This is a genomic window from Johnsonella ignava ATCC 51276 (assembly GCF_000235445.1).
GTDB classification, from domain to species: domain Bacteria; phylum Bacillota; class Clostridia; order Lachnospirales; family Lachnospiraceae; genus Johnsonella; species Johnsonella ignava.
In genome coordinates, this window is sequence record NZ_JH378829.1 from 199291 (window position 1) to 222360 (window position 23070).

25 protein-coding genes and 1 tRNA gene are annotated in these 23070 nt (G+C 36.3%); 3 read left to right on the forward strand and 23 right to left on the reverse strand.

From position 1 onward, the window contains the following. Positions 1-439: 439 nt before the first annotated feature. The 3 genes from HMPREF9333_RS00980 (at position 440) to HMPREF9333_RS00990 (ending at position 2110) form a co-directional block, all read left to right on the forward strand. A tRNA-Leu gene (locus HMPREF9333_RS00980) sits at positions 440-523 on the forward strand. 245 nt (positions 524-768) lie between these two features. Next, positions 769-1692 (forward strand): aspartate carbamoyltransferase, encoded by a 924-nt coding sequence (gene pyrB, locus HMPREF9333_RS00985; RefSeq protein WP_005539137.1) that lies wholly within the window; start codon positions 769-771, stop codon positions 1690-1692. Then, complete coding sequence (locus HMPREF9333_RS00990) at positions 1685-2110, forward strand: aspartate carbamoyltransferase regulatory subunit (protein ID WP_005539139.1); 426 nt, start codon at positions 1685-1687, stop codon at positions 2108-2110. The genes pyrB and HMPREF9333_RS00990 overlap by 8 nt, the downstream gene beginning before the upstream one ends. Before the next feature lie 307 nt (positions 2111-2417). On the opposite strand, the gene HMPREF9333_RS13455 is transcribed toward HMPREF9333_RS00990, so the two are convergent. The 23 genes from HMPREF9333_RS13455 to HMPREF9333_RS01105 form a co-directional block, all read right to left on the reverse strand. Continuing rightward, positions 2418-2741, reverse strand: a complete 324-nt coding sequence (locus tag HMPREF9333_RS13455; RefSeq protein WP_005539141.1) for a hypothetical protein — start codon at positions 2739-2741, stop codon at positions 2418-2420. Between the two features lie 114 nt (positions 2742-2855). Beyond that, entirely contained in the window at positions 2856-3197 is a 342-nt protein-coding gene (gene rsfS / locus HMPREF9333_RS01000) for a ribosome silencing factor (RefSeq protein WP_005539142.1), read from the reverse strand. Further along, the gene (gene yqeK / locus HMPREF9333_RS01005) at positions 3198-3788 is read right to left on the reverse strand and encodes a bis(5'-nucleosyl)-tetraphosphatase (symmetrical) YqeK (protein WP_005539144.1); all 591 of its coding nucleotides are present in this window, start codon (positions 3786-3788) and stop codon (positions 3198-3200) included. 174 nt (positions 3789-3962) lie between these two features. After that, positions 3963-4571: a nicotinate-nucleotide adenylyltransferase gene (gene nadD, locus HMPREF9333_RS01010; protein WP_005539145.1), complete on the reverse strand. Its 609-nt coding sequence runs from the start codon at positions 4569-4571 to the stop codon at positions 3963-3965. A 21-nt stretch (positions 4572-4592) separates the two neighbouring features. Further along, positions 4593-4889 (reverse strand): ribosome assembly RNA-binding protein YhbY, encoded by a 297-nt coding sequence (yhbY, locus tag HMPREF9333_RS01015; RefSeq protein ID WP_005539147.1) that lies wholly within the window; start codon positions 4887-4889, stop codon positions 4593-4595. Between the two features lie 173 nt (positions 4890-5062). After that, positions 5063-6337: a GTPase ObgE gene (obgE, locus tag HMPREF9333_RS01020; protein WP_005539151.1), complete on the reverse strand. Its 1275-nt coding sequence runs from the start codon at positions 6335-6337 to the stop codon at positions 5063-5065. 81 nt (positions 6338-6418) lie between these two features. Further along, the gene (gene rpmA, locus HMPREF9333_RS01025) at positions 6419-6709 is read right to left on the reverse strand and encodes a 50S ribosomal protein L27 (protein ID WP_005539153.1); all 291 of its coding nucleotides are present in this window, start codon (positions 6707-6709) and stop codon (positions 6419-6421) included. A 1-nt stretch (position 6710) separates the two neighbouring features. After that, the gene (locus HMPREF9333_RS01030; RefSeq protein WP_005539154.1) at positions 6711-7043 is read right to left on the reverse strand and encodes a ribosomal-processing cysteine protease Prp; all 333 of its coding nucleotides are present in this window, start codon (positions 7041-7043) and stop codon (positions 6711-6713) included. An 80-nt stretch (positions 7044-7123) separates the two neighbouring features. Beyond that, positions 7124-7438, reverse strand: a complete 315-nt coding sequence (gene rplU / locus HMPREF9333_RS01035; RefSeq protein WP_005539156.1) for a 50S ribosomal protein L21 — start codon at positions 7436-7438, stop codon at positions 7124-7126. Between the two features lie 327 nt (positions 7439-7765). Then, a complete protein-coding gene (locus HMPREF9333_RS01040; protein ID WP_005539158.1) occupies positions 7766-8206 on the reverse strand; it encodes a contact-dependent growth inhibition system immunity protein in 441 nt (146 codons plus the stop codon). 151 nt (positions 8207-8357) lie between these two features. Further along, positions 8358-8816: a contact-dependent growth inhibition system immunity protein gene (locus HMPREF9333_RS01045; protein ID WP_005539160.1), complete on the reverse strand. Its 459-nt coding sequence runs from the start codon at positions 8814-8816 to the stop codon at positions 8358-8360. Positions 8817-8983: 167 nt separating this feature from the next. Continuing rightward, positions 8984-9427 (reverse strand): contact-dependent growth inhibition system immunity protein, encoded by a 444-nt coding sequence (locus tag HMPREF9333_RS01050; protein WP_005539161.1) that lies wholly within the window; start codon positions 9425-9427, stop codon positions 8984-8986. Positions 9428-9518: 91 nt separating this feature from the next. Next, positions 9519-10088, reverse strand: a complete 570-nt coding sequence (locus tag HMPREF9333_RS01055) for an HD domain-containing protein (protein WP_005539163.1) — start codon at positions 10086-10088, stop codon at positions 9519-9521. A 534-nt stretch (positions 10089-10622) separates the two neighbouring features. Next, positions 10623-11627: an electron transfer flavoprotein subunit alpha/FixB family protein gene (locus HMPREF9333_RS01060; RefSeq protein WP_005539166.1), complete on the reverse strand. Its 1005-nt coding sequence runs from the start codon at positions 11625-11627 to the stop codon at positions 10623-10625. A 113-nt stretch (positions 11628-11740) separates the two neighbouring features. After that, complete coding sequence (gene etfB / locus HMPREF9333_RS01065) at positions 11741-12529, reverse strand: electron transfer flavoprotein subunit beta (protein WP_005539168.1); 789 nt, start codon at positions 12527-12529, stop codon at positions 11741-11743. 15 nt (positions 12530-12544) lie between these two features. After that, positions 12545-13693 carry an acyl-CoA dehydrogenase family protein gene (locus HMPREF9333_RS01070; protein WP_005539169.1) on the reverse strand — a complete coding sequence of 383 codons (1149 nt, stop codon included), beginning with the start codon at positions 13691-13693 and terminating at the stop codon, positions 12545-12547. Beyond that, entirely contained in the window at positions 13686-15308 is a 1623-nt protein-coding gene (locus HMPREF9333_RS01075) for a class I adenylate-forming enzyme family protein (protein ID WP_005539170.1), read from the reverse strand. Before HMPREF9333_RS01075 ends, HMPREF9333_RS01070 begins: the two co-directional genes overlap by 8 nt. 372 nt (positions 15309-15680) lie before the next feature. After that, positions 15681-16862 (reverse strand): pyridoxal phosphate-dependent aminotransferase, encoded by a 1182-nt coding sequence (locus tag HMPREF9333_RS01080; RefSeq protein WP_005539171.1) that lies wholly within the window; start codon positions 16860-16862, stop codon positions 15681-15683. A 63-nt stretch (positions 16863-16925) separates the two neighbouring features. Next, entirely contained in the window at positions 16926-18263 is a 1338-nt protein-coding gene (gene brnQ / locus HMPREF9333_RS01085; RefSeq protein ID WP_005539172.1) for a branched-chain amino acid transport system II carrier protein, read from the reverse strand. Between the two features lie 29 nt (positions 18264-18292). Then, positions 18293-19276 carry a 2-hydroxyacid dehydrogenase gene (locus HMPREF9333_RS01090; protein WP_005539173.1) on the reverse strand — a complete coding sequence of 328 codons (984 nt, stop codon included), beginning with the start codon at positions 19274-19276 and terminating at the stop codon, positions 18293-18295. A 178-nt stretch (positions 19277-19454) separates the two neighbouring features. Next, positions 19455-20684: a CaiB/BaiF CoA transferase family protein gene (locus HMPREF9333_RS01095; protein WP_005539174.1), complete on the reverse strand. Its 1230-nt coding sequence runs from the start codon at positions 20682-20684 to the stop codon at positions 19455-19457. 14 nt (positions 20685-20698) lie between these two features. After that, positions 20699-21853, reverse strand: a complete 1155-nt coding sequence (locus HMPREF9333_RS01100) for a YkvI family membrane protein (RefSeq protein WP_005539175.1) — start codon at positions 21851-21853, stop codon at positions 20699-20701. A gap of 103 nt (positions 21854-21956) precedes the next feature. After that, a complete protein-coding gene (locus HMPREF9333_RS01105; RefSeq protein ID WP_005539176.1) occupies positions 21957-23069 on the reverse strand; it encodes a 2-hydroxyacyl-CoA dehydratase subunit D in 1113 nt (370 codons plus the stop codon). Position 23070 lies beyond the last annotated feature (1 nt).

Below are 23070 nucleotides of genomic sequence, written 5' to 3' on the forward strand. Positions count from 1 at the left end.
GTACGGCACATCATAGCCATACTCATCATGAACATCATCATACACATTGTCTGCATAGTATTTAACCAATTCATAAAAACCTCCTTAAAATTTAATTGATAATCAGGGCATACAATATAAAGCCTATTATTAAAATATAACCAAAGCCCTATGCTTATGGGATACTACAACTAAATTGCACTTTTGTCAAGTGTTAAATTTATATTTAAATGTTTCATAACAAACACACAATGATAGAGGCAAAGCATTTTATAAATATATTTTTTGTTATACTTTAATAAATTCTTTGATATATTATCCTAAAAATGACGAACGGCTTATCTTAGTTGTAATTATCCATTTACATTTAAAAAAATTTAGAAAGTATATTTAAAAATTTTTCAGAAAGTACTTGCATACAGACCTTTACTGTGCTATACTATCGTCCGTGCTAAGATTTGCGGGGATGCTGGAACTGGCAGACAGGCTAGACTAAGGATCTAGTGATCATTAGATCGTGAGGGTTCAAGTCCCTTTCCCCGCACTGCTTATGCAAGTCCGGATACATAACCTTTTATAAGGTGCTGTATCCGGATTTTTTTATAAAACAAAGTATAGAAACACAATTTCTATGCTTTGTTTTTTATCCTATATAAAATAAATATTTTATAGCAATGATTTTATAAGTGCAGTATAATATTTCAGAAACAATCTAAGCCTGTATATGATATTATATTTTTTAAATTAATATATGCATTACAGACTCTAAGAAAATGAGGTAACCATTATATGAGACATTTATTAAATCCGCTTGATTTTTCTGTGGAAGAAACCGATGCACTTATAAAGCTTGCAATGAATATAGCGGATAATCCGCAAAAATATTCAAAATGCTGTGTAAACAAAAAACTTGCAGTGCTTTTTTATGAGCCTAGCACACGCACAAGACTCTCATTTGAAACTGCAATGCTTAACCTTGGAGGCAGCGTAATAGGCTTCTCATCCGCCGACTCCTCATCAGCCTCAAAAGGAGAAAGTGTGGCAGATACTATAAGAGTTGTATCATGCTACGCAGATATAGCTGCAATGCGCCACCCAAAAGAAGGTGCTCCCCTTGTGGCAAGCCGCTTCTCATCAATTCCTGTAATAAATGCCGGCGATGGCGGCCACCAGCACCCGACTCAGACACTTACAGACCTTTTAACTATAAATACATTAAAAGGACGACTCTCAAATATGACCGTAGGTATATGCGGTGATCTCAAATTCGGACGCACCGTTCATTCACTGATAAATGCACTTTCAAGATATACAAATATAAAATTTATACTTATATCACCGCCTGAACTTAAAATACCGGATTATATAAGAGACGGCGTACTTAAAGCCCGTAATATAGAATTCATAGAATCTACAAATCTTGATTCGGTGATTTCAAAACTTGACATCCTCTATATGACAAGGGTCCAAAGAGAAAGATTTTTTAACGAAGAAGATTATATAAGGCTTAAAGACACATATATACTTGATTCATCAAAGATGAAACTTGCTGGAGATGATATGTACATACTTCACCCTTTGCCCAGAGTAAATGAAATAAGCATTGAGATTGATACAGATCATAGGGCTGCATACTTTAAGCAGGTTAAACTCGGTATGTATATACGCATGGCTCTTATAATGACATTACTGGAGGTGAAAATAGATGATTAATATAGGTGCGTTAAATGAAGGTATAGTTCTTGATCATATACAGGCAGGGAAAAGTTTTAATATATATTACCACCTGAGCCTTGATAAGCTTGACTGTCAGGTTGCAATAATTAAAAATGCCAAAAGCAAAAAGATGGGTAAAAAAGATATTATAAAAATTGAAGGTGATGTACTTGATATTATAGATCTCAAGGTTCTTGGATATATAGATCATAATATTACAATAAATATTATAAAGGACTCTAAAATTGTAAAAAAATTAAGTCTAAAGCTCCCTCAGGAGATTAAAAATATAATACATTGTAAAAATCCCAGATGTATTACATCTATTGAACAGGAACTCCCACATATATTCTATCTTTCAGATCCTGAAAAAGAAATTTACAGATGTTTATACTGTGAAGAAAAACATTCATAACTTTTATTCCGTAAGGTTTATATAATTTATATAAATTTCAATCCCTATAGGTTTTAGATAAATTACAATACATATATCTAAAAAACATCTATAAACATATTTTAAATATAAAAGAGAGCTGCTGCAAAATAGATAACAATCTATAAAGCAACGGCTCATTTTTGCGTGTAAATGAAAAAATCTAAAGATAATCAATAAATATGGATTTACTTCCGATTTTTCACCTGTTTTTCACCTGAAAAGCGGAAAGTGCCGCTCAATCATCCTTTTTCAATGATTAAGCGGCACCCCCTATAAAGTCTTTAGATTAATGGTAATTTATTATAGTAGTGAGTCTTGCACCATCTGCACCAACCCTGTAGCCATCAGGAGTGGTAGTGTTTGTAAGCATAGCACCGTCCGGTCCGAGATAGTATTTCTGCTTCCATGCGTTTGCAAGCATATAGCCCTCACGCTCAAAGTAATACCACTTGCCATCAATATACTGCCATTGATTATATGGATATCTTCCATCATCATTTACATACCACCAGCCATTTGCATCCTGTCTCCAGTAACCTGCAAATGCTGTCAGACTGAGACTGCATGTCATAGCAGCTGCCATTAATAATAAACAGAGTTTCTTTCTCATAACTTTAACCCTCCAAATGTTTTTTTTGTTTACAGGCACAGTATATCACAAGAAATTTGAAAAATAAAGTCTTTGGAAAAATCGTAAATTATATTAATAAAAATGTTATAATCGTCAAATTTTTTCAAGAAATATACCGTCTGCCCATATCCTCTCAAGATCATAAAATTTCCTGTCTTCCTTTGCAAATATATGCACAACTATATCCGTATAATCAAGCAATATCCATGAAGCATTTCTATAACCCTCTATATGTTTTGGAGATGCCCCTGCTTTCTCAAGCTGCTCCTCCACTTCATCGGCAATCGCCTGTATCTGATTTATATTACCGCCCTCAGTTATTATAAAATAGTCGGCAATTGAAGAAATCTGAGAAATATCTATCATTTTTATATTCTCTCCCTTTTTATCTTCTATCGCCTTATAAGCTATTTTCAACAAATCCCTGCTCTCCAACTAAACCTCCTTCTTAATCCAATCATAGCATTGCAATGTAGTCTCATCAATTTCAATACCCTTTTCATTCAGATATTTTATTGTATTTTCAGTAATCCTGTATACACACAGTTTTATATTTGTAAAAGCCAGTTCCCTTAATTCATCAATTCCTTCAAGCTTTTTTCTTGACGGTTCTATATAATCAGCCGTATATACAATCATATCAAGCAGGTTCATATCCGCCTTTCCGGTAGTATGCCACCTTATTGCCGATAATATCTCGCCGTCATCTATAAAGTACTCCTTTCGGGCAAGTACGGGTGCGTATACCGCATGCAGCACCTGCGGTGCGGCAAGCTGTGAATCTGTAAGTTTTATCCCTGCATCACCACATAGCCTTATAAGCTCTTTATCCGTAAAATGTTTTGCACAATCATGCACAAGACCTGCAATTTCAGCCTTCAGTATATCGGTCCCGTGTGCCATTGCAAGGCAGGCACTTGTATACTCAACACCGATACTGTGTTCATATCTTTTTCCAGGCAATGCTTTTTTCAGCTTTTTCCTTATCTCTATTAAATCTTCTCTTTTAAAATCCTGACTGTCCATAGATATACACCTCTTTCAAGCCGTTCTCTATTTAATTTTATAATACAAGTGTCAAAAGTATAAAAATTTAATAAGTGCCAAATACTTTTGACATCTACATCATTTTAGGTTAAAAATTAAAACAAATCAATACTTTTATAAATATTTGTAAAATGATTTATAATTGATTTATAATTATCTATCCTGATAAAGATTATGTGCTTTTATATAAGCAAGCACTCCGGCATCAAGATATTCTTCAGGATCATTACCGCCTTTTATAAGCTGCCTTATAAAGGTTGACGATATTTCAAACGGACGGCATTTTATCAGACTTATATCTGCACCGTATTTAGCCTCAAGGAATTCCGCCTGCCTGCACATATCCGCATGACTGTGAACATAATCCCTTGCAGCCACAAGAAGTCTGCTGTTTTTCATTATTATATCCGGATTTTTCCATGTTTCTATCTCAAACAGTGAATCGGTACCTATTATAAGTGAAAATATATCATTCTTATAATTTTTCTTTAATTCAAGAACAGTTTCACAGGTATAGGACTTACCCTGCCTTTTAAGCTCAAAATCTGAACATTTAAAATAAGGTATATTACACAGTGCAATCTTAAGCATTTCAAATCTGAAATTAACTCCGGTGATAATTTTTGTACTTTTATGCGGTGGCACGAAAGCAGGCATAAACCAGACCTCATTAAGCTTAAACTGCCTATACGCCGCATAGGCGGCGGCTACATGACCTTTATGCACAGGATCGAAGGTACCTCCAAAAATTCCAATTTCCATAAACCGTAACCGTATAAAATACTAATCGGGAAGAATAATCTTCCTGTTTTTAGGTTCATCAGCCTGCTTATATAAAATTATCTTCCTGCCTATAACCTGTACTACATCACTTCTTGTACATGAAGCTATCTCATCCGCAATAGACTTAAGATCCTGTGTGCAGTTTTTCAGCACTGAAAGTTTTATAAGCTCCTTTGCTTCAAGAGCCTCTTTTACAGCCTCTATCACTTCATCAGTAATCCCCTGTTTTCCTATATTAAATATGGCTTCATAAACCATTGCAAGTCCTTTAAGGTACGCCCTCTGCCTGCTGTTCATATACTTTACCTCATTTTAATAATAATTGCCTGATTATATAATATAATAAATTAATTTAATGATACAAGTGTCAAAAGTATAAAAATTCAATGCAAGCCTGCTTGCAAGAGAATTTATTATCCTTTGACACCTACATCATTTTATATCAATATTTAAAAAAAATCATTTACAGATTATTTGTAGTAATCAAATTCATGCCCGCACATGCGTACAGTATCGCCATCCTTTATACCGAGAGCTTCAAGTTTCTCAAGTATACCTGATTTTTTCAAATATTTCTGAAAAAAGTCAAATCCTTTTTCAGAATCAAGATTTGTGTAACCGAATATCTTTTCTATGCTTGGACCGTCAATTACATAAACTCCGTCAACAACTTCAACACTATAAGGAAGCTGACTGTCTGTGCTGTAATCAATTTCAAACTCCCTTTCAAAAACCTTGGTTTCCCGGTCTAATGTGCCTAAAATCTCCATAATACCGTATAAAAGCTCCTTTATACCCTCACCTGTCGCACCTGATATAGCATATACCTTAATATCAGGAGAAAACTCGGCTCTCAGTTTTTTTATAACACTGTCATCGCCATAATTTAAATCTATCTTATTTGCAGCTATTATACAAGGTTTTTTAGTAAGCTCATGGCTATAATCCGAAAGTTCCTTCTGCATAATTTTTATAGCCTCAACAGGATCTCTACCCTCTATTGATGCCGCATCAACCACATGCACCAAAATCTTGGTCCTTTCTATATGCCTTAAAAAATCATGCCCAAGTCCCGCTCCTTTTGAAGCTCCCTCTATAAGCCCGGGTATATCCGCCATTACAAAACCCTTGCCGTCTGCAACATCTACAACTCCAAGATATGGATTTAATGTTGTAAAATGATAATCCGCTATCTTAGGCTTTGCATTGCTTACCCTTGAAAGAAGCGTTGACTTTCCCGCATTTGGAAAACCTACAAGCCCTACATCAGCAATGACCTTAAGCTCCAGCTTTACATAAAGCTCCTTTCCCGGCTGCCCGGGCTTTGCAAATTTAGGTACCTGCATAGTAGCGGTAGCAAAATTCATATTTCCAAGTCCTCCTCTACCGCCTCTTAATATCACCTCTCTGCGGTTTTCACCCGACATATCCGATATGACTTTACCTGAGTCAAAATCCTTTATAACAGTACCCTCAGGAACCTTTATAATAAGATCAGGCGCATCCTTACCATGGCATTTTCTCTTACCTCCGGGTTCACCGTTTTTTGCGGCATATTTTCTCACATGCCTGAATTCAGCAAGCGTATTTAAACCTTTATCAACTTCAAATATTATACTGCCTCCCCTGCCGCCGTCTCCGCCGTCAGGTCCTCCTGCCGCAACATAAAGTTCCCGCCTGAAGCTTACATGACCGTCTCCGCCATTTCCTGATTTTATAAAAATCTTTGCACTGTCTGAAAACATAAAATATACCTCTGCTTATTAAATAAAAGCTTCATACAAAAAGTATGAAGCTTTTATCCGTTAATATAAACTATTTATAAACTATTCGTTAATTGCTCTCGGATATACGGAAACCTGCTTCCTATCCCTTCCTTTTCTCTCAAAGCGAACCACTCCGTCAACTGTAGCAAAAAGGGTGTCATCACCGCCCCTTCCTACATTGTTACCCGGATGTATCTTGGTTCCCCTCTGTCTGTAAAGAATGTTGCCGGCTAAAACAAACTGGCCGTCAGCCCTTTTCGCACCAAGTCTTTTTGACTTTGAGTCTCGTCCGTTTTTAGTGGAACCTACTCCTTTTTTATGTGCAAAAAACTGAAGGTTCATCTTTAACATATTATTCCACCTCCTTAGTAATTATCTTAATGTACTTATCCCCATATTCGTCTGCTACGGACCGGATTCCGAGCATACATGAGTCAAGCAAAAGCAAACTTTTTCCGCTGCATCCGTTATTAAGCATAAGTTTTAAATCTCCGCCTTCTTCATGTATCTCAAGTTTAAACCTGTCCTCAGTAAGCACTTCTATCGAATTTATAAGATTAATCATAAGCACCGAAACCGAGGCACATACTATATCATTTCCGTAATCGGCATAAAGTGCATGTCCCGATGAATGAAATCCTATGTACTTACCGCATTTGTTTTTAAATACCTTTATTTTTATCATACTGGTACTTTAAAATACCGTTTTTGTAAGTATAAATTTTATTAACATATATTAAATACCGCAAAGCACTCTTACAGATATTAAACTGCGGATTTTATACTGTCAATCTTAAGCTGTGTAAACTGCTGCCTATGACCGTTTTTCTTGTGATAACCGGTTTTTCTCTTATATTTATATACAATGATCTTTTTAGCTTTTCCTTCACAAACAACGGTAGCTGATACACTCGCACCCTTAACAAATGGTGCTCCGACTTTAAGCCCGTCATCATTTATTGCAAGTACTTTATCAAAAGTATATGAATCTCCTGCCTCAAGTCCGAGCTTTTCAACCTTGATTACATCTCCTTCTTCTACACGGTACTGCTTACCGCCTGTAGCAATAACTGCATACATATAAGGCTCCTCCTTATTCTAAATTACTCGCCGGCTTCGGCGTTTATAAGCAAATCCATACACAGTGCCTATAAAACTTTAATGCCCCGCCATGCGGCATACCTTGCTATGATACCATTCACAGGCATATTTGTCAAATATTTTATGATGGGACCAGCGGATTATATGATAAGACTGACAGGATTTTCACAGTATTAATATGTAAATAAATAATTCTTTTCGGTGTTGATTATATCTTTATGATATTAAAAGGGAGCCTGCACTGATATAAAATCATACAAGATCCCTTTCTGAAATATTAACTCGCCGTATTTATATTGTTTTACTTTAGTTGTCTAAATCCAACAGTTTTTTTTCAAAGCTGTCAATTACCGCAGTATATCGTATTTTATCGTCTTCTGTCATACAGTCATATTCATCCTTAAGCTTTCTGGCATTCGCTATTATCCCAAGAAGTTCCTCCTTAAAATCCTTTACAAATTCTATATTGACCTCTGATACAAACTTCATTATATCCCCATCAATAATTTCACTACAAAACGGATCTTCCTTTAAATAAACTATAGCCCTTTTTACTGCCGTATCAACAAAAAGCTCCTGCATAAACATTCTCCATATATCAAATACGGTTAATTCTTCTATGGTTTTATAAATTACCTTTTCATACCACTGAGGAATTGGTGCCCATCTATGCTCCTCAGGAATACTTTCGGGGTCATACGTTATATTGTAAATATCCTTTATCTCAAGCCTAGCTTTTCCAGCCATTTTTGTACACCTCCATAAGGTCCAAATATTTCCTCTATTATATCACGATATCTGTAAGATTTATCTAAAGCACTCAGAATTATTATCAAAAGAGAGCTGCACTGATATAAAATCACACAAGATCCCTTTCTGAAATATTAACTCGCCGTATTTATATTGTTTTACTTTTGTTGTCTAAATCCAACAGTTTTTTTTCAAGGCTGTCAATTGCCGCAATATATTGTATTTCATCGGCTTCTGATATCCAATCGTATTCACCCTTAAGTTTTCTGGCATTCGCTATTATCTCAAGAAGCTCTTTTTTAAAATCCTTTACAAGTTCTATATCAACCTTTGATAAGTACCTCATTATATCCCCGTCATTAATTTCAGTACAAAACGGATCTTCCTTTAAATAAACTATCGCCCTTTTTACTGCCGTATCAACAAAAAGCTCCTGTATAAACATCCTCCATACATCAAATACGGTTAATTCTTCTATGGTTTTATAGATTAGCTTTTCATACCATTCAGGCATAGGTGATCTTTGTCTGTCATATTCAGAAACACTTGCAGGATCATATATTATATTATAAATATCCTTTATCTCAAGCCTAGCTTTTCCTGCCATTTTTGTACACCTCCATAAGGCTCAAATATTTTCTCTATATATATCACAATATCTGTAAGATTTATCTAAAGCACTCAGAATTATTATCAAAAGAGAGCTGCACTGATATAAAATCACACAAGATCCCTTTCTGAAATATTAACTCGCCGTATTTATATTGTTTTAGTTTAGTTATTTAAATCCAAAAGTTTTTTTTCAAACTTGTCAATTGCCGCAGTATATCGTATTTCATCGTCTTCTGTCATCCAGTCATATTCATCCTTAAGCTTTCTGGCATTCGCTATTATCCCAAGAAGTTCCTCCTTAAAATCCTTTACAAGTTCTATATCAACCTCTGATACAAGCTTCATTATATCCCCATCAATAATTTCACTACAAAACGGATCTTCCTTTAAATAAACTATAGCCCTTTTTACTGCCGTATCAACAAAACGCTCCTGCATAAACATTCTCCATATATCAAATACAGTTAATTCTTCTATGGTTTTATAAATTACCTTTTCATACCATTCAGGCATAGGTGATGTTTGTCTGTCATATTCAGAAAAACTTGCAGGATCGTATCTTATATTATAAATATCCTTTATCTCAAGCCTGGTTTTTCCTGCCATTTTTGTACACCTCCATAAAACATTCGCCTAAAAAACAATTCATAAAATATATAAATTGTTTTTTAATCTCAGCAATTATTGATATGCCCTTCTACAAACCCAACACATCGGAAATTTCCTTCATTGCATCAAGAGAAAGCTGTGCAAATTCTTCAAATTTAATTCCGGTATTTTCTATTGCCCACATTGCCTCACGGTTGGCACCTGCAGCAAATCTTGTTTCTTTCATTCTTTTAACAATTGATTTTACTTTCACACTTGCAATTTTTTTATCAGGATATACAAGAGTTATTGCATTTATAAAACCTGTTATAGGATCTCCTGAATAAAGTGCATTTTCAAATACATTTTCCACTTTTTTGCCTGTTGCCGGGTTATGTGCAAGTATGGCATTATACATAGCTTCATTTCCGAATTCCAATTCTTTGAGTATTTTAACAGTCCTTTTTCCGTGAAGACTCATATCACTTTTCCAATCCACCAGATCATTATCAAGGTCATGCAAAAGCCCGGTAATACCCCATAAATCCACATCCTGAGGAGAAAGCCGCTTTGCAAGTGCCCTCATAACAGCCTCAACCGCAAAAGAATGTGTTTTTATATGTTCAGTAACAACATATTTATTAAGTAAATCAACCGCTGTATTTCTGTCAATATTCATAGAAACCTCCCTGTCAAAAATTTGTTTAATATAAATTTTACATTATATATGTTTAAATTTCAATAGTATAATAAAAAGTATAACTAAAGTCCTGGCTTAAATACATTTTTTGATATAAATTTTATAAAAAATATAACCGAAACATAAACCGGACATGTACTTATATGCACATGTCCGGTTTACGGGTATACTTTATTGATTTTTATAACATTCCAACATATCTTTTTTCCCTAAATAATCCCCAACTCTATATTAATATGCTCTGTACTTCACAGATAAAGCAGTGCTTTCTCTATTATTAAATTATAAATAATACAGGTATTTTTTATATAATGTATCTTCATTTATTATATAATAGCTACGCTCTGCAGCATTTTAATATCATTTTATATATTGATACAAGTATCAAAAGTATAAAAATTCGATGCAAGCTTGCTTGCAAGAGAATTTATTATCTTTTAACACCTACATCATATTTATAAAGGTATAAGTATTTATACTTTAACGTACAAACTGCCCGTTTTGTGAAATAAACTATCCAAGTTCTTCAATAATAGCCGGAATTACCTTATATAAATCGCCTGTTATGCCTATATCCGCTATATCAAATATAGGTGCATCTTCATTCGTATTTATGGCAATTATAAGCCCGGAATTCTGCATTCCCGCTATATGCTGTATCGCACCTGAGATACCGCATGCAAAATAAATTTTAGGCTTTACGGTGGTTCCTGTCTGTCCAACCTGATATGCATGGTCTATCCAGCCTGCATCAACTGCAGCCCTTGAAGCTGCTACAGTTGCATTAAGTTTATCTGCAAGCTGCTTAAGCAGTTTAAATCCCTCTGCATTGCCAAGTCCCATGCCGCCTGAAACTATAATTTCGGCATCTGTCAGTGAAACCGCTTCTTTTGCAGTTTTTACAACCTCAAGCACTTTTGTCCTTATATCAGAATCAGCAAGATTAATATCAAGCTTTATAAGATCGCCCTTTCGTCCCGGCTGTTTTGACGGCTTTTCCATAACTCCCGGGCGTACGGTTGACATCTGTGGTCTGTGTTCAGGGCATATGATTGTAGCCATAAGGTTCCCTCCAAAAGCAGGTCTTGTCTGCATAATCTGCTTTGTTTCAGGATCAATCTCAAGCTTTGTACAATCGGCTGTAAGACCTGTATTGCAGTTTACCGCAAGACACGGACCTAAATCCCTGCCTATATGTGTTGCCCCTAAAAGAACTATCTCAGGCTTATACTTGTCAATTGCATCGCCTATAACCTTTGAATATCCGTCCGTAGTATACTGGTCAAGCCTTTTATCCTGTGCATAATATACTACCTCCGCACCATATTCAAATAATTCATTTATAATATCGTCAATATCACTTCCGCAAATTACTGCACATAATCTGCAACCTGCGGCATCGGCAAGTTTTCTTCCCTCTCCTAAAAGCTCAATTCCTACCGGCATAAGCTTTTTTTCTCTTTGTTCGGCAAAAACCCACACATCATGGTACGCACTTAAATCTCTAAGTTCTGCCATAATATTTATGCTGCTTACAATAAATAAGCAGATCCTCCTTTTTCATTTATAAATTTAAACTGTAAATTAACTGCTTATAATCATATACTAATACTGATTTATTTAAGTAGTAATTAAATAAGATGTGCCTTTCTAAGCCTGTCTGTAAGTTCGGCTGCCATCTCATTTACTGTACCTGAAAGCATCTCTCCTTTACCTTTTGGAGGCGGAGTAAATGACTTAAATACTCTTGTAGGAGAAGCCTTAAGACCACATTCTTCAGGAGTAAGTGCAAGATCCTCTCTGCCATATACGGTAATTTCTTTTTCATAGGCATCCATTATACCTGCTACGCTCATATAACGTGGAGTATTAAGTTCTTTTACACAGGTAAGAAAGCAAGGCAGAGCTGTTTCTATAAGCTCATATCCGTCCTCAAGCTGTCTCCTTACCCTTATCTTTTTATCCGATACTTCTTCTATTGCTTCAACATAAGTAATTACCGGAATACCAAGCCTGTGTGCAACCTGAGGTCCCACCTGGGCAGTATCTCCGTCTATTGCCTGACGACCTCCGAATATTATATCAAAATCTCCTATTTTTTTAATACCGGCAGCAATCGAAACTGAAGTTGCACAAGTATCTGCGCCTCCAAATGCTCTGTCGCTCAATAAAACCGCCTCATCAGCACCCATTGCAAGACATTCTCTAAGCATATAATCAGCCTGTGCAGGTCCCATGCTTACTACATATACCTTTGTATCAGGGTATTTATCCTTTAGACAAAGTGCGGCTTCAAGCGCATTTGCATCATCAGGATTTAATATTGACGGTACTCCGGTTCGTATAAGAGTCCCCTTTACAGGATCTATCTTTACCTCATTTGTGTCCGGTACCTGCTTTGCACATACACATATCTTCATAGAATAATTCCTCCCTTATTTTTTCAAAAGTCTGGATCCGATCACCATAAGCTGTATCTGGCTCGTACCCTCATAAATTGTAAATACCCGGCAGTCCCTGAACATTCTTTCAATCTTATAATCTTTTATAAAGCCATAGCCTCCGTGAAGCTGTAAAGCCTTTTGTGCTATCTCATTACATACCTCTGAAGCATAGTATTTTGCCATTGAAGCCGCAACCGTGATATCCTGTTTTGTATCCATCATATATGCCGCTCTATAAGTAAGCTGCTTTGCCGCCTCCAGCTTTGTTGCCATCTCGGCAATCATAAAGCTTAAAGCCTGAAAATCGGCAAGCCTTTTGCCAAACTGTTTCCTTTCTTTCAGATACTCTACAGCCTCATCAAGACATCCCTGTGCCACACCTATCGACTGTGCGGCAACACCCAGCCTTCCCGTATCAAGTGTAGCCATGGCTATTTTAAAGCCCTGTCCCTCCATGCCAAGTCTATCGGATTCATGAACTCTTACATTTTCAAAAATAATATCACTTGTAGCACAACCTATGACTCCCATTTTATTTTCCGCTTTTCCGAATGAAACACCCGGCAGCTTCAAATCCACCACAAATGCAGTTATTCCCTTAGTTCCTATTCCTTGCTGTGTCTTTGCAAATACTACCGCATAGTCTGAAAGCGGTGCCATGGTTATAAAACATTTACGCCCGTTTAATATATAATATTCGCCTTCCTTTCTGGCAGTAGATGTCATACCGCCGGCATCTGAACCGGCTCCAGGTTCAGTAAGTGCAAATACCATTTTCTTTTCACCTCTTACAACAGGTGTAAGATATTTTTCTTTCTGCTTAGGATTTCCTGCCATTATAAGAGGTCCTCCTGAAAGCGAATTCGGACTTGATACATATATGCTTGCAACTGCTGAAACTCTTGCAATCTCCTCAATAACAATTACATAAGACCTTGCATCAGCCCCCTGACCTCCAAGATCTTTAGAAGTCTTTACTCCGAAAAAACCCGCAGCAGCCATTTTATCAAGCATTTCCTGTGAGAAACTTCCGCTTTCTTCAACTTCATCAAGAAACTCTTTCGTAAATTCAGTCTGTGCAAAATCTCTAGTAAGTTTTCTGATAAGATCATGTTTTTGTGTGAAATAACATTCAGACATTATTTACATCCTCCTTTAAATTATTCAATTCCAGTTTATTTAGCACCATACTTTTTAATTTAACAATATCAAGCTTTCCATTTGATTTTACAGGAAATCTTAAAAATCTTATAATATGTGAAGGAACCTTATAATCAGCAAGCTTTCTTGAAAGATACTGTTTTATGGTATCATCGCTTAAATCCGATTTTTTATCCACAACAAGGCACATCACAGGTTCTTCCTGCACTACTCCGGCAGGTATCCCTATGACCTTTGCCTCTTTTATACAGTCAAATCTCCTTACAAGTTCCTCTATCTCACCCGGAGATATATTTTCTCCGCCTCGAATTATAATATCCTTAATCCTGCCTGTAACACATAGTCTACCCTCTTCATTAAAATATCCTATATCCCCTGTTTTCAGCCATCCATCTTCGGTAAAGCTGTGCATAGTTTCATTTTCAAGCTTATAATAGCCCTTCATTACATTATAGCCCTTAACCTGAATCTCTCCTTCTTTAAACCTGCCGTTACATGACATTACCTGCGTATCCGCTATTCTTACCTCAACATCTTCTATAACTTTTCCACAGCTTGTTGCCTTATCAGAAAGGCAGTCATCAGGATCTGCTATGCTTACACATGGAGATGTTTCAGTCTGTCCATACGACGGCTGCAGCTTCATATCCGGAAATCTGTTCATTATCTCAAAATAATCTCTTTTTATAATTGATGAACCGGCTATTATGCCTGATTTTAAAGACACAGCTTTGTCTTTATAGTGTTCTCCTTTTCGCACCATCGCTAAAAACATACTTGGAACACCGTTCAGTATGGTATAGCCGCCTTCAGTTACAAGTTTCCAGACCTCCTCAGTACTGAAATGAGGCAGCAAGTATGCACTGGCACCACTTATCATACATGCAACTATGCCCGATGTTACTCCAAAACAATGAAAAAGCGGAACGGTAATACACATTTTATCGCTACTGCACCACTCCATATGTCTGACCGTAGCGGCAGAATTATTTACAATATTATAATGACTTAACATCACGCCTTTAGGGACAGATGTGGTACCTGATGTAAAAATTATACATGCCGTATCATCGCATTTTACGCCTTTTTTAATATTTTCAAGCATTTCCATAGCAGCAGCTGATTTTTCAGACTTGGAAAAATCCTCACAGTTTAAAAATTTACCTTTTGAATTATAATTCATATCTGTATATCTTTTTAACTTAGGGAGGTATTTTTCAATTTTTGACACTACATCGCCATAGAGAACTTCTCTATATCCTCTGCCGTAATAAAGCACGCTTACATCTGCATAGTCAAGCACAGCCCTTAGCTCATCCGGCTTATAATGTGTATTTATAAGTACCGGAACTGCACCCAGTTTTATGAGTGCAAGAAATGTATAAACCCATTTAGGGCTGTTGCAACACCATATACCTACATGCATTCCTTTGACAATACAATCATTATGCATCCTCACCGCAAGAAAATCGGATATATCATCAAGTTCCTTCCAGCTGCATACAAAGCCCTGAGTTTCTAAAGCTCCGGCACAGGGATTTAACCTAACCTGTTCTTTTAATAGATCAAAAATTCTTTTTTTACTAAGTTCCATAATAATTCCATAATATATACTTGATGTATACTTGTATACAATATTATATTAAAACTTTTCCGCTTTACTAATCACTTGGTTATATGTACACGGATTATCAAAATAATATTATTAAAGTAATAAAATCCAATTACATAGATATTTATTCATTAAAATAATATATAAGCCTGTATAATCTGTGTCATTACTTAACTTAAAAGCTTTTTTTATCCCGGATGTATGTAAATATATATCCGGGATAAGCTTATATTTTTTAAAGTTTATTCCAAAATTTTGAACTGTCTGCTATATAAATCCGACGACATTATAGCTGCCGTATTTAATAAATTATTCGATAATTTTTTAATTAACCAGATTTATTTATATTAAACTTTATTTTTCTTCAATCAGTTTTTTAAATACCTCTATTGATTTTTCAATCTTCTGGGTATCAACACAATACGCAAGGCGTACATACTCTTTTGTACCGAAACCTATACCCGGAACAAGCAAGAGGTCATATTTTTTAGCTCTCTCACAAAATGCTTCTCCGTCTTTTTCAGGGGTTTCTATAAACATATAGAATGCGCCGTCCGGTTTTGCAAGATTATATCCCAGCTTTGTAAGATTTTCATAGAGAATCTCTCTGTTTTTCTTATAAACCGACATATCCATCTCAACATCGATACATTTTTCAACTACTCTCTGGAACATTGAAGGTGCACATACATAACCGAGAGTTCTTGCCGCACCGCCTACTGCTGCATATACTTCATCATAATTTACTACACTGCTTGGAACAAGTATGTATCCGATCCTCTCACCGGGAAGTGAAAGTGATTTTGACCATGAATAATTTATTATAGTGTTATCATACAGCAAGGGTATATGTGCAGGTTTTACATCTGTATAAACAAGCTCTCTGTAAGGCTCATCTGTTATTATATAAATCGGTGAACCGTATTCTTCAGATTTTTTCTTTAATACGCTGCATACTTCCTTAAGGTTTGATTCCGGATAAATAACTCCTGACGGATTATTCGGAGAATTGATTACAATTGCCTTTGTATTTTTAGTAACTTTCTTCTCAAGTTCAGCTACATCTATATGAAGCTCTTTTGTAGGTGGTACAAGTACAACTTTTCCGCCCTGTCCTTCTATAAACACCTTATATTCAGGGAAATACGGAACACATACCATAATCTCATCTTCCGGTGATGCTATAAGTGCACGGAAGGTTATATTGAGTGAAGCTGCGGCACCGCAAGTCATAAATACATTGTTCATGGTATATTTAGTACCGAATCTTCTGTTTAAATTTTCAGCTATTGCAGTTCTTGTATTATTATCTCCCACTGAGCTTGTATAGCTGTGATAAGCTTTTGGCGGCAGTGTGTCGATCATATTTTTTATAGTTTCCTGTACCTTTTCAGGTGCAGGTACACTTGGATTTCCAAGACTGAAATCAAGTACATTTTCTTCTCCTACAACAGCTGCCCTGCCCTTTCCAAACTCAAAAATTTCCCTTATAACCGACCTCGCAGTTCCTAATCTCACCATCTCTTTTGAAATCATAGTAAATTCCTCCTTAGAAATATTTATTAATTTTTAGTTATTAAGACTATGTCTGAAACTAAACTATGAATTGCTTACTTTCTGCTTATTACCCGCATCCTGACCGGTAATAAATGCAATAATTGTAAATACTATTGAAAACGCTGCTGCAATGCTCAGCCATCCAAAGCCTAAGTTCGCAAGAGGAAGTTTGCTTATGATCTCTTTAAGCGACTCAAATGATTTAACGAATGTACTGAGACTCTGTGCAAGACCTACTATAAATGCACCAATCACGGCACCTATATAGGTCATATTATATTTTATAAATTTATCAAAAGCAGTCATTACGACAAGTGCTATAACCACCGGATAGATTGCCATAAGTACCGGAACCGCATATTGTATAATATTGTCTACTGGTGTTAAAGATATAAAAAAGCTTACAACTACGGAAGCTATAACTATATATTTATATTTTAACTGTCCGCCCGTTATATTCTCAAAGAAATTGCCACAGGTAGCGGTGAGTCCGACCGATGTTGTAAGGCATGCAAGTGAAACCACAAGACCTGCACATACCTTTCCTGTACTTCCAAACATACGATCAACTATACCTACAAGAAGTTCCACCCTTGGAGTCTCCTCTGTAAAATATTCTCCTGCAGTAGCTCCGACAAAAGTAAGTCCTCCGTATACAAATGCTAAAAGTATAAAGGTTACTATACCTACGCCTATCATGGCACTAAACTGCTCTTTTTTATCAGTATATCCACGCCTTACCAAGTCCGTAATTACAATACCTGACATAAGTGCGGAGCCGAGAGCGTCCATGGTCTGGTATCCTTCAGTAAATCCAATCATGAAAAACGGTTTTACAGGTGTATCCTGCATCTGTCCCATAGGTTTTATAATTGATGTTACTATTATAATAATCAAGACTATAAGAAGTCCGGGAGTTAAATATTTTCCTATTTTATCTATAACTTTTCCGGGATTAAGCACCAGAAAAAGTGTTATAGCAAAAAATATAACTGAAGTTACAATCGAAGTTACCTGTATGGGAACATTCGGAAGTATCTGCCTTACAGCTACCTCATGAGTTGTAGCGGCAGTTCTGGGGACTGAAAACAAGGGTCCTATTATAAGTATTGAAACTGCCCCAAGTATTTTTGAAAAAGTCGGGCTTACTCTCTTGCCCAGATCGTCCGCTTTTCCTCCGACACTTGCAGTTACTATAACACCTACCACCGGAATCAGCGGATCGCTCATTATAAAGCCAAGCATTATCTCATACCATCTTTTTCCTGCCATAACCCCTATATGTGGCGGAAATATAAGATTTCCCGCCCCGAAAAAAATAGCGAAAAGTGCAAATCCTACGATAATTATATCCTTAATAGATTTATTGCTATTTTCCATTTTATTCCTCTTTCCTGACCTTTTATATATTATAAGCCGTTTACTATATTATTTGGTTTTTCACCGTTTTTTACCCTGCGCATATTTTCATATGACCAGCTGTACATACGCATAAAAGCATCATCTGTGGTTCCTGCCATATGGGGTGTCATGGTAAGTCTTTTTTTGCCTTCCTCAGTAAGCCTGAAAAGAGGATGGTCTGCTTCAGGCGGTTCAGGTGCTATAACATCAAGTCCTGCTATAACCTTTCCTGAATTTAAAGCCTCTGCAAGGTCCTCATTATTAACTATCTCGCCCCTGGCAACATTTATTATGATAACATTATCTTTCATTTTAGCTATTGAATTTTTATTTACCAACCCTATTGTTTCCGGCTGTACAGGTACATGATATGATAAAATATCACATTTTTCGTAAAGCTCATCATAATTTGTATATTTAAGGTTATATTTTTCTTCAAATTCTTTATCACAACGTATTACATCAGTATACATAAGCTTGCAGCCGAAAGCGTTAAGGAATTTTACCACCGACTTGCCTATTGCACCGACACCTACAAGTCCTACTGTTTTTCCTCCAAGTTCGGTATGACCTTTTACACGAAACTCCTTAAAAACTTCATTAAATTTTCCGTTTTTTATCTCTGAATCGGCATAAGCGAGATTTTTAAGACAGGCAAGCATAAGAAGCACTGCATGCTCGGCAACGGAAGCAGCATTTACCGCCCTGTTATTACATACATATACTGAATTTTCCTTTGCCGCCTCAAGATCTATCTTGTCATATCCCACACCTAAAGACTGTATCAGCTTAAGATTTGGAAGACTTTTTATAACATCCCTTCTTATAAAATCAACCGGTCCGCAAAAAATTATATCCGCTCCGTTAAATTTTTCAATTAATTCCTCATCACTGCATGGCAGTTTAACATATTCAAACTCAAAGCCTTCAGGTTTATTTTTGCCAAACTTCTCTACATGCTGCTCTGGAAATGTACATTTAACTTTAAACATCTCATATTCTCCTTAAAATTTAAATATTATTACTTGATTTATATCGGATTAACCGTTATCAGCTTAAGTATCATATCAATTACTTTCGGCTATCCAAGGAAACGACGATCAAATCATCGTTTCCTTAAGCTTAATCATCCATAAAGATTAATCCGCCATTTTAGTACCATATCGCAGACTATTTCTTTTCCCAGATATATATATCGCCTTCATTAAGCAATTTATCTATACCGGTATCATCATATCCAAGTTCCTTGAGAATTTCCTTTCCCTGTTCACCTATAAAAGGTCCTTTTTTATAGTCGGGATTTCCCATTTCTTCAAATTTAACAGGAAGTCTTACAAGTCTTTTTACGCTGCCGTTGCCGTAATCCATGTCATAAAAACAGTTATTTGCTTCAGCCTGAGGATCATGCATGATCTCCATCCAGTTTTGAGCCGGTGCAAACGGTATATCCGCTTCTCTGAATATCTTATTCCATTCTTCAAGCGTTTTCTTTCCAATAGCTTCCATAACTATATCATAAAGCTTCGGTCCGAGTTTATTGCTCTGCATATTCTGAACCGGGAAGTAATCCTCGTCCTCTGCCATATCTTCTCTGCCTATTACAGTTATAAACTTCTTGTAATATGTATTATAATCAGGCATACAGGTCTGTATATATCTGTCATCAGCCGTCTTCCATGCTGCATTAAACGGATTTGCACTCTCTCTTACATCTATAGGGTAATTCTTTGCTATTCCGTCATAGTTTGCAGCCTGTATCATCATACCGAAATTATATATAGCACTTTCAAAGAGAGATGTTTCAACTTTCTCACCAACTCCCTTTGTTTTTGCCTGATATAAAGCCGCAAGTATTCCAGCCGCAAGGTTCATACCTACATTGTGATCACCTATGCCCGGAACCACATTCATAGGAACACTTCCCCTCTGCCTTAATGAATCAAGATAACCTCCTCTTGCAAAAAAGGCTGTAAAATCAAAACCGGGAAGATCTTTATCAGGACCATACTGCCCGTAACCCGTACATATAGCATACACGAGCTTCGGATATTTCTTCTTTAAGGTTTCATAGTCAAGTCCCGCCCTTTCAAGTGCCTGAACTCTCCAGTTTGTAATAAGGACATCTGCCGTATCAAGAAGTTTAAAAAATGCTTCTCTGCCTCCGGGTTTCCTTATGTCGATTGATATGCAGCGTTTGTTTCCGTTTTCAAGATCCCATGTAGTATTTTCATACATATTAAGCGGTCTTCCTTCAGAAGGTGCTGTATACCTAAGCGGATCCCCCTTTGCTGTTTCAATCTTGATAACATCTGCTCCTAAATCTGCCATAAACCTGCCTGCGGCAGCTGCCGCAATAAATGTTGCAAGCTCTATGACCCTTATCCCCTCTAATGGTTTCATAAAAATCCTCCTTTTTATTGTTTATCAAATCCGGTTAATATCATATGCAGTACATATGGTATCATTATGACCGGTATTGTTAAATATCCAAGGTATTTATAACCTACGGCAACTATTTTATTAAGCCCAAACTGTGCTATTGCAAAAGCTAAAATCGTAAATACAAATGTAACTGCAATCATTTTAATACCGGGTTTACCGTCAGGCTTATAATTTTTATCAATAGAAACACATACTCTGTTTGACATACCGGCAATCATATTTACAGCAGTTGATATGGAACCCAGAACTATAAGGATAGATATAACCGGTCTTAAAAATGCTGTCGCAACTCCTCTGTTTACAAGTATAAGAAGAGGTACATCCGCATTCGGAAAAGACGGGTCGTTTCTAATCGCCATAAGACCTAATACTGCCATAAGACAAACTACGGTATTTACAGCAAAACCCTGTTTCATTGAAACCTTTGCATCATTTTCATCTTTAAATGCTCCTGCATGTTGTACAAGCAGTCCTATGGCACCCAGTTGGAATGCGGCATATACAACTCCGCTCAGTACTGAAATACCCACAGGTGATGGAGAAGCGGCATCGGATGAAATATTTTTTATTATATCATTCCACTGTACAATTATATTCGGTATATATACTATAATAAGCCCTGCAACGATAAGAACCGACAATGTAGATGCGACCTTGCGTACTACATTTGTTCCATAAACCGCTACAGTAAATATAAACAGCCCTGTAAATACGGTTCCAATCCAATAATTGAGTCCAAAGGCACTTTTCATAGTACCAACTCCTGTAGCAAAGGCTGCGGCAGGTGCGACACATATGGTAGCTATATATACAAGTTCGTATAAGTTTGAAAATATAAACTGCAATATATCTGAAACTTCTTTTCCAAAAACATCATTAAATCTGTAAAAGCTGTCATTGAAACTCCTATAATCATAAAGTTCATGTTTTTTAGCATATTTAAGAGCATACCACTGATAAAATGCACCTATGAGCTGCGTTAGCACACAGGTGAAAAACGCCCATATGCCGAAGTTAATAAAATAAGTCCTCAGTTGGTTGCCTGAAGCAAAGCCTCCGCCAAACTGCGTAGTAAACCACACGAAAGCTACACCGATCGTTACCGGCATCTTATCCTTTTTTATCATAAATATACCTCCAAATTTTACAACAATTTAATTTTGTTGAAATTTTATCAATCAAACTTTACAAACATAGTATATATATTATTTATCTGGAAAAAATAAATTTCTAAAGCATTTCCTTAAATGCCTGTACCATGGTTCCTGCCTGCTGGTAGTTTACCATCTGTCTGTCAACTTCTATATTTATATGTGCAAGTCCTGCCTTGTCGCAGGCCCTTTTTATAGGCACATAATCAAATTCCTCCGGATCACAGAATTTTGTCATAAGCACAAGTATACCTTTTGCTTTATGTTTTTTTGCTTCATCTATGATATAATCAACCCTCTTTTTATCTCTGTCGTAAAGCAAAGTACAATTATCCATAGCAGCAAACTTTTCTGCAAGATCATCAAGCGGACTTTTTGAATCCGGGATATCTGTTCTGTACTGCCTCGACTCATGTGCGACATCATCTGCAACTATCTTTAAATTATTTTTATCAAATATTTCAAGAAGACTTGGAGAATCTGCGAGTATTCCGGTAACATATACCCTGTATTCATTGTTATCCTCAGGTTCACTTTTAAGTGCATCTATAAGCTGTCTTACAAGAGCCGTATGTTCTTCTTTAAGCATGAACCATGCACTTTTAAATACATCATTGCGCTGTGAAGCACTTATTTTTTTAACAGCAGCAATTTCAGAAAATTCCCTCATAACAGCATTATGCTCATTATAAATCCTATTACTTTCAGCAAGCTTTTCTTCACTGAATTTATTTCCGGTGATTTTCTCAAGATCTTTTATAACTCTCTCATAACTACTTTTTGTAAATTTTATTCCATAATCAGGCTTTCTGTTCTGAGGATATGACATGGGTATAAACGGTATATCTTTTACTGCATATTTCCAGTTCTGACCAAGTGTTTTAAGCGAATCGCACAGCGAAGGTATAACAATTGCAGAAACTCCCTTGTATTTTCCTTTTATACCAAGCTCAAGCACTGTCTGCATTATTGAACATATAAATGCCGGATAATAGGTTTTTGCTTCTCTGACCTCCATATCGGCACCCCATACTCCCATAGGCACTATGCCCATAGAATGTATTATTTCTTCAGGTGTATAAACCGGAGCCACTGCCACAACTTTTTTATTTTCAGCAAGATATTTTTCAAGCTGTTTTTCCGGTGAAACTGCAACATTATGCAGTATATCAAGTATTTCCTGTATTTTCATG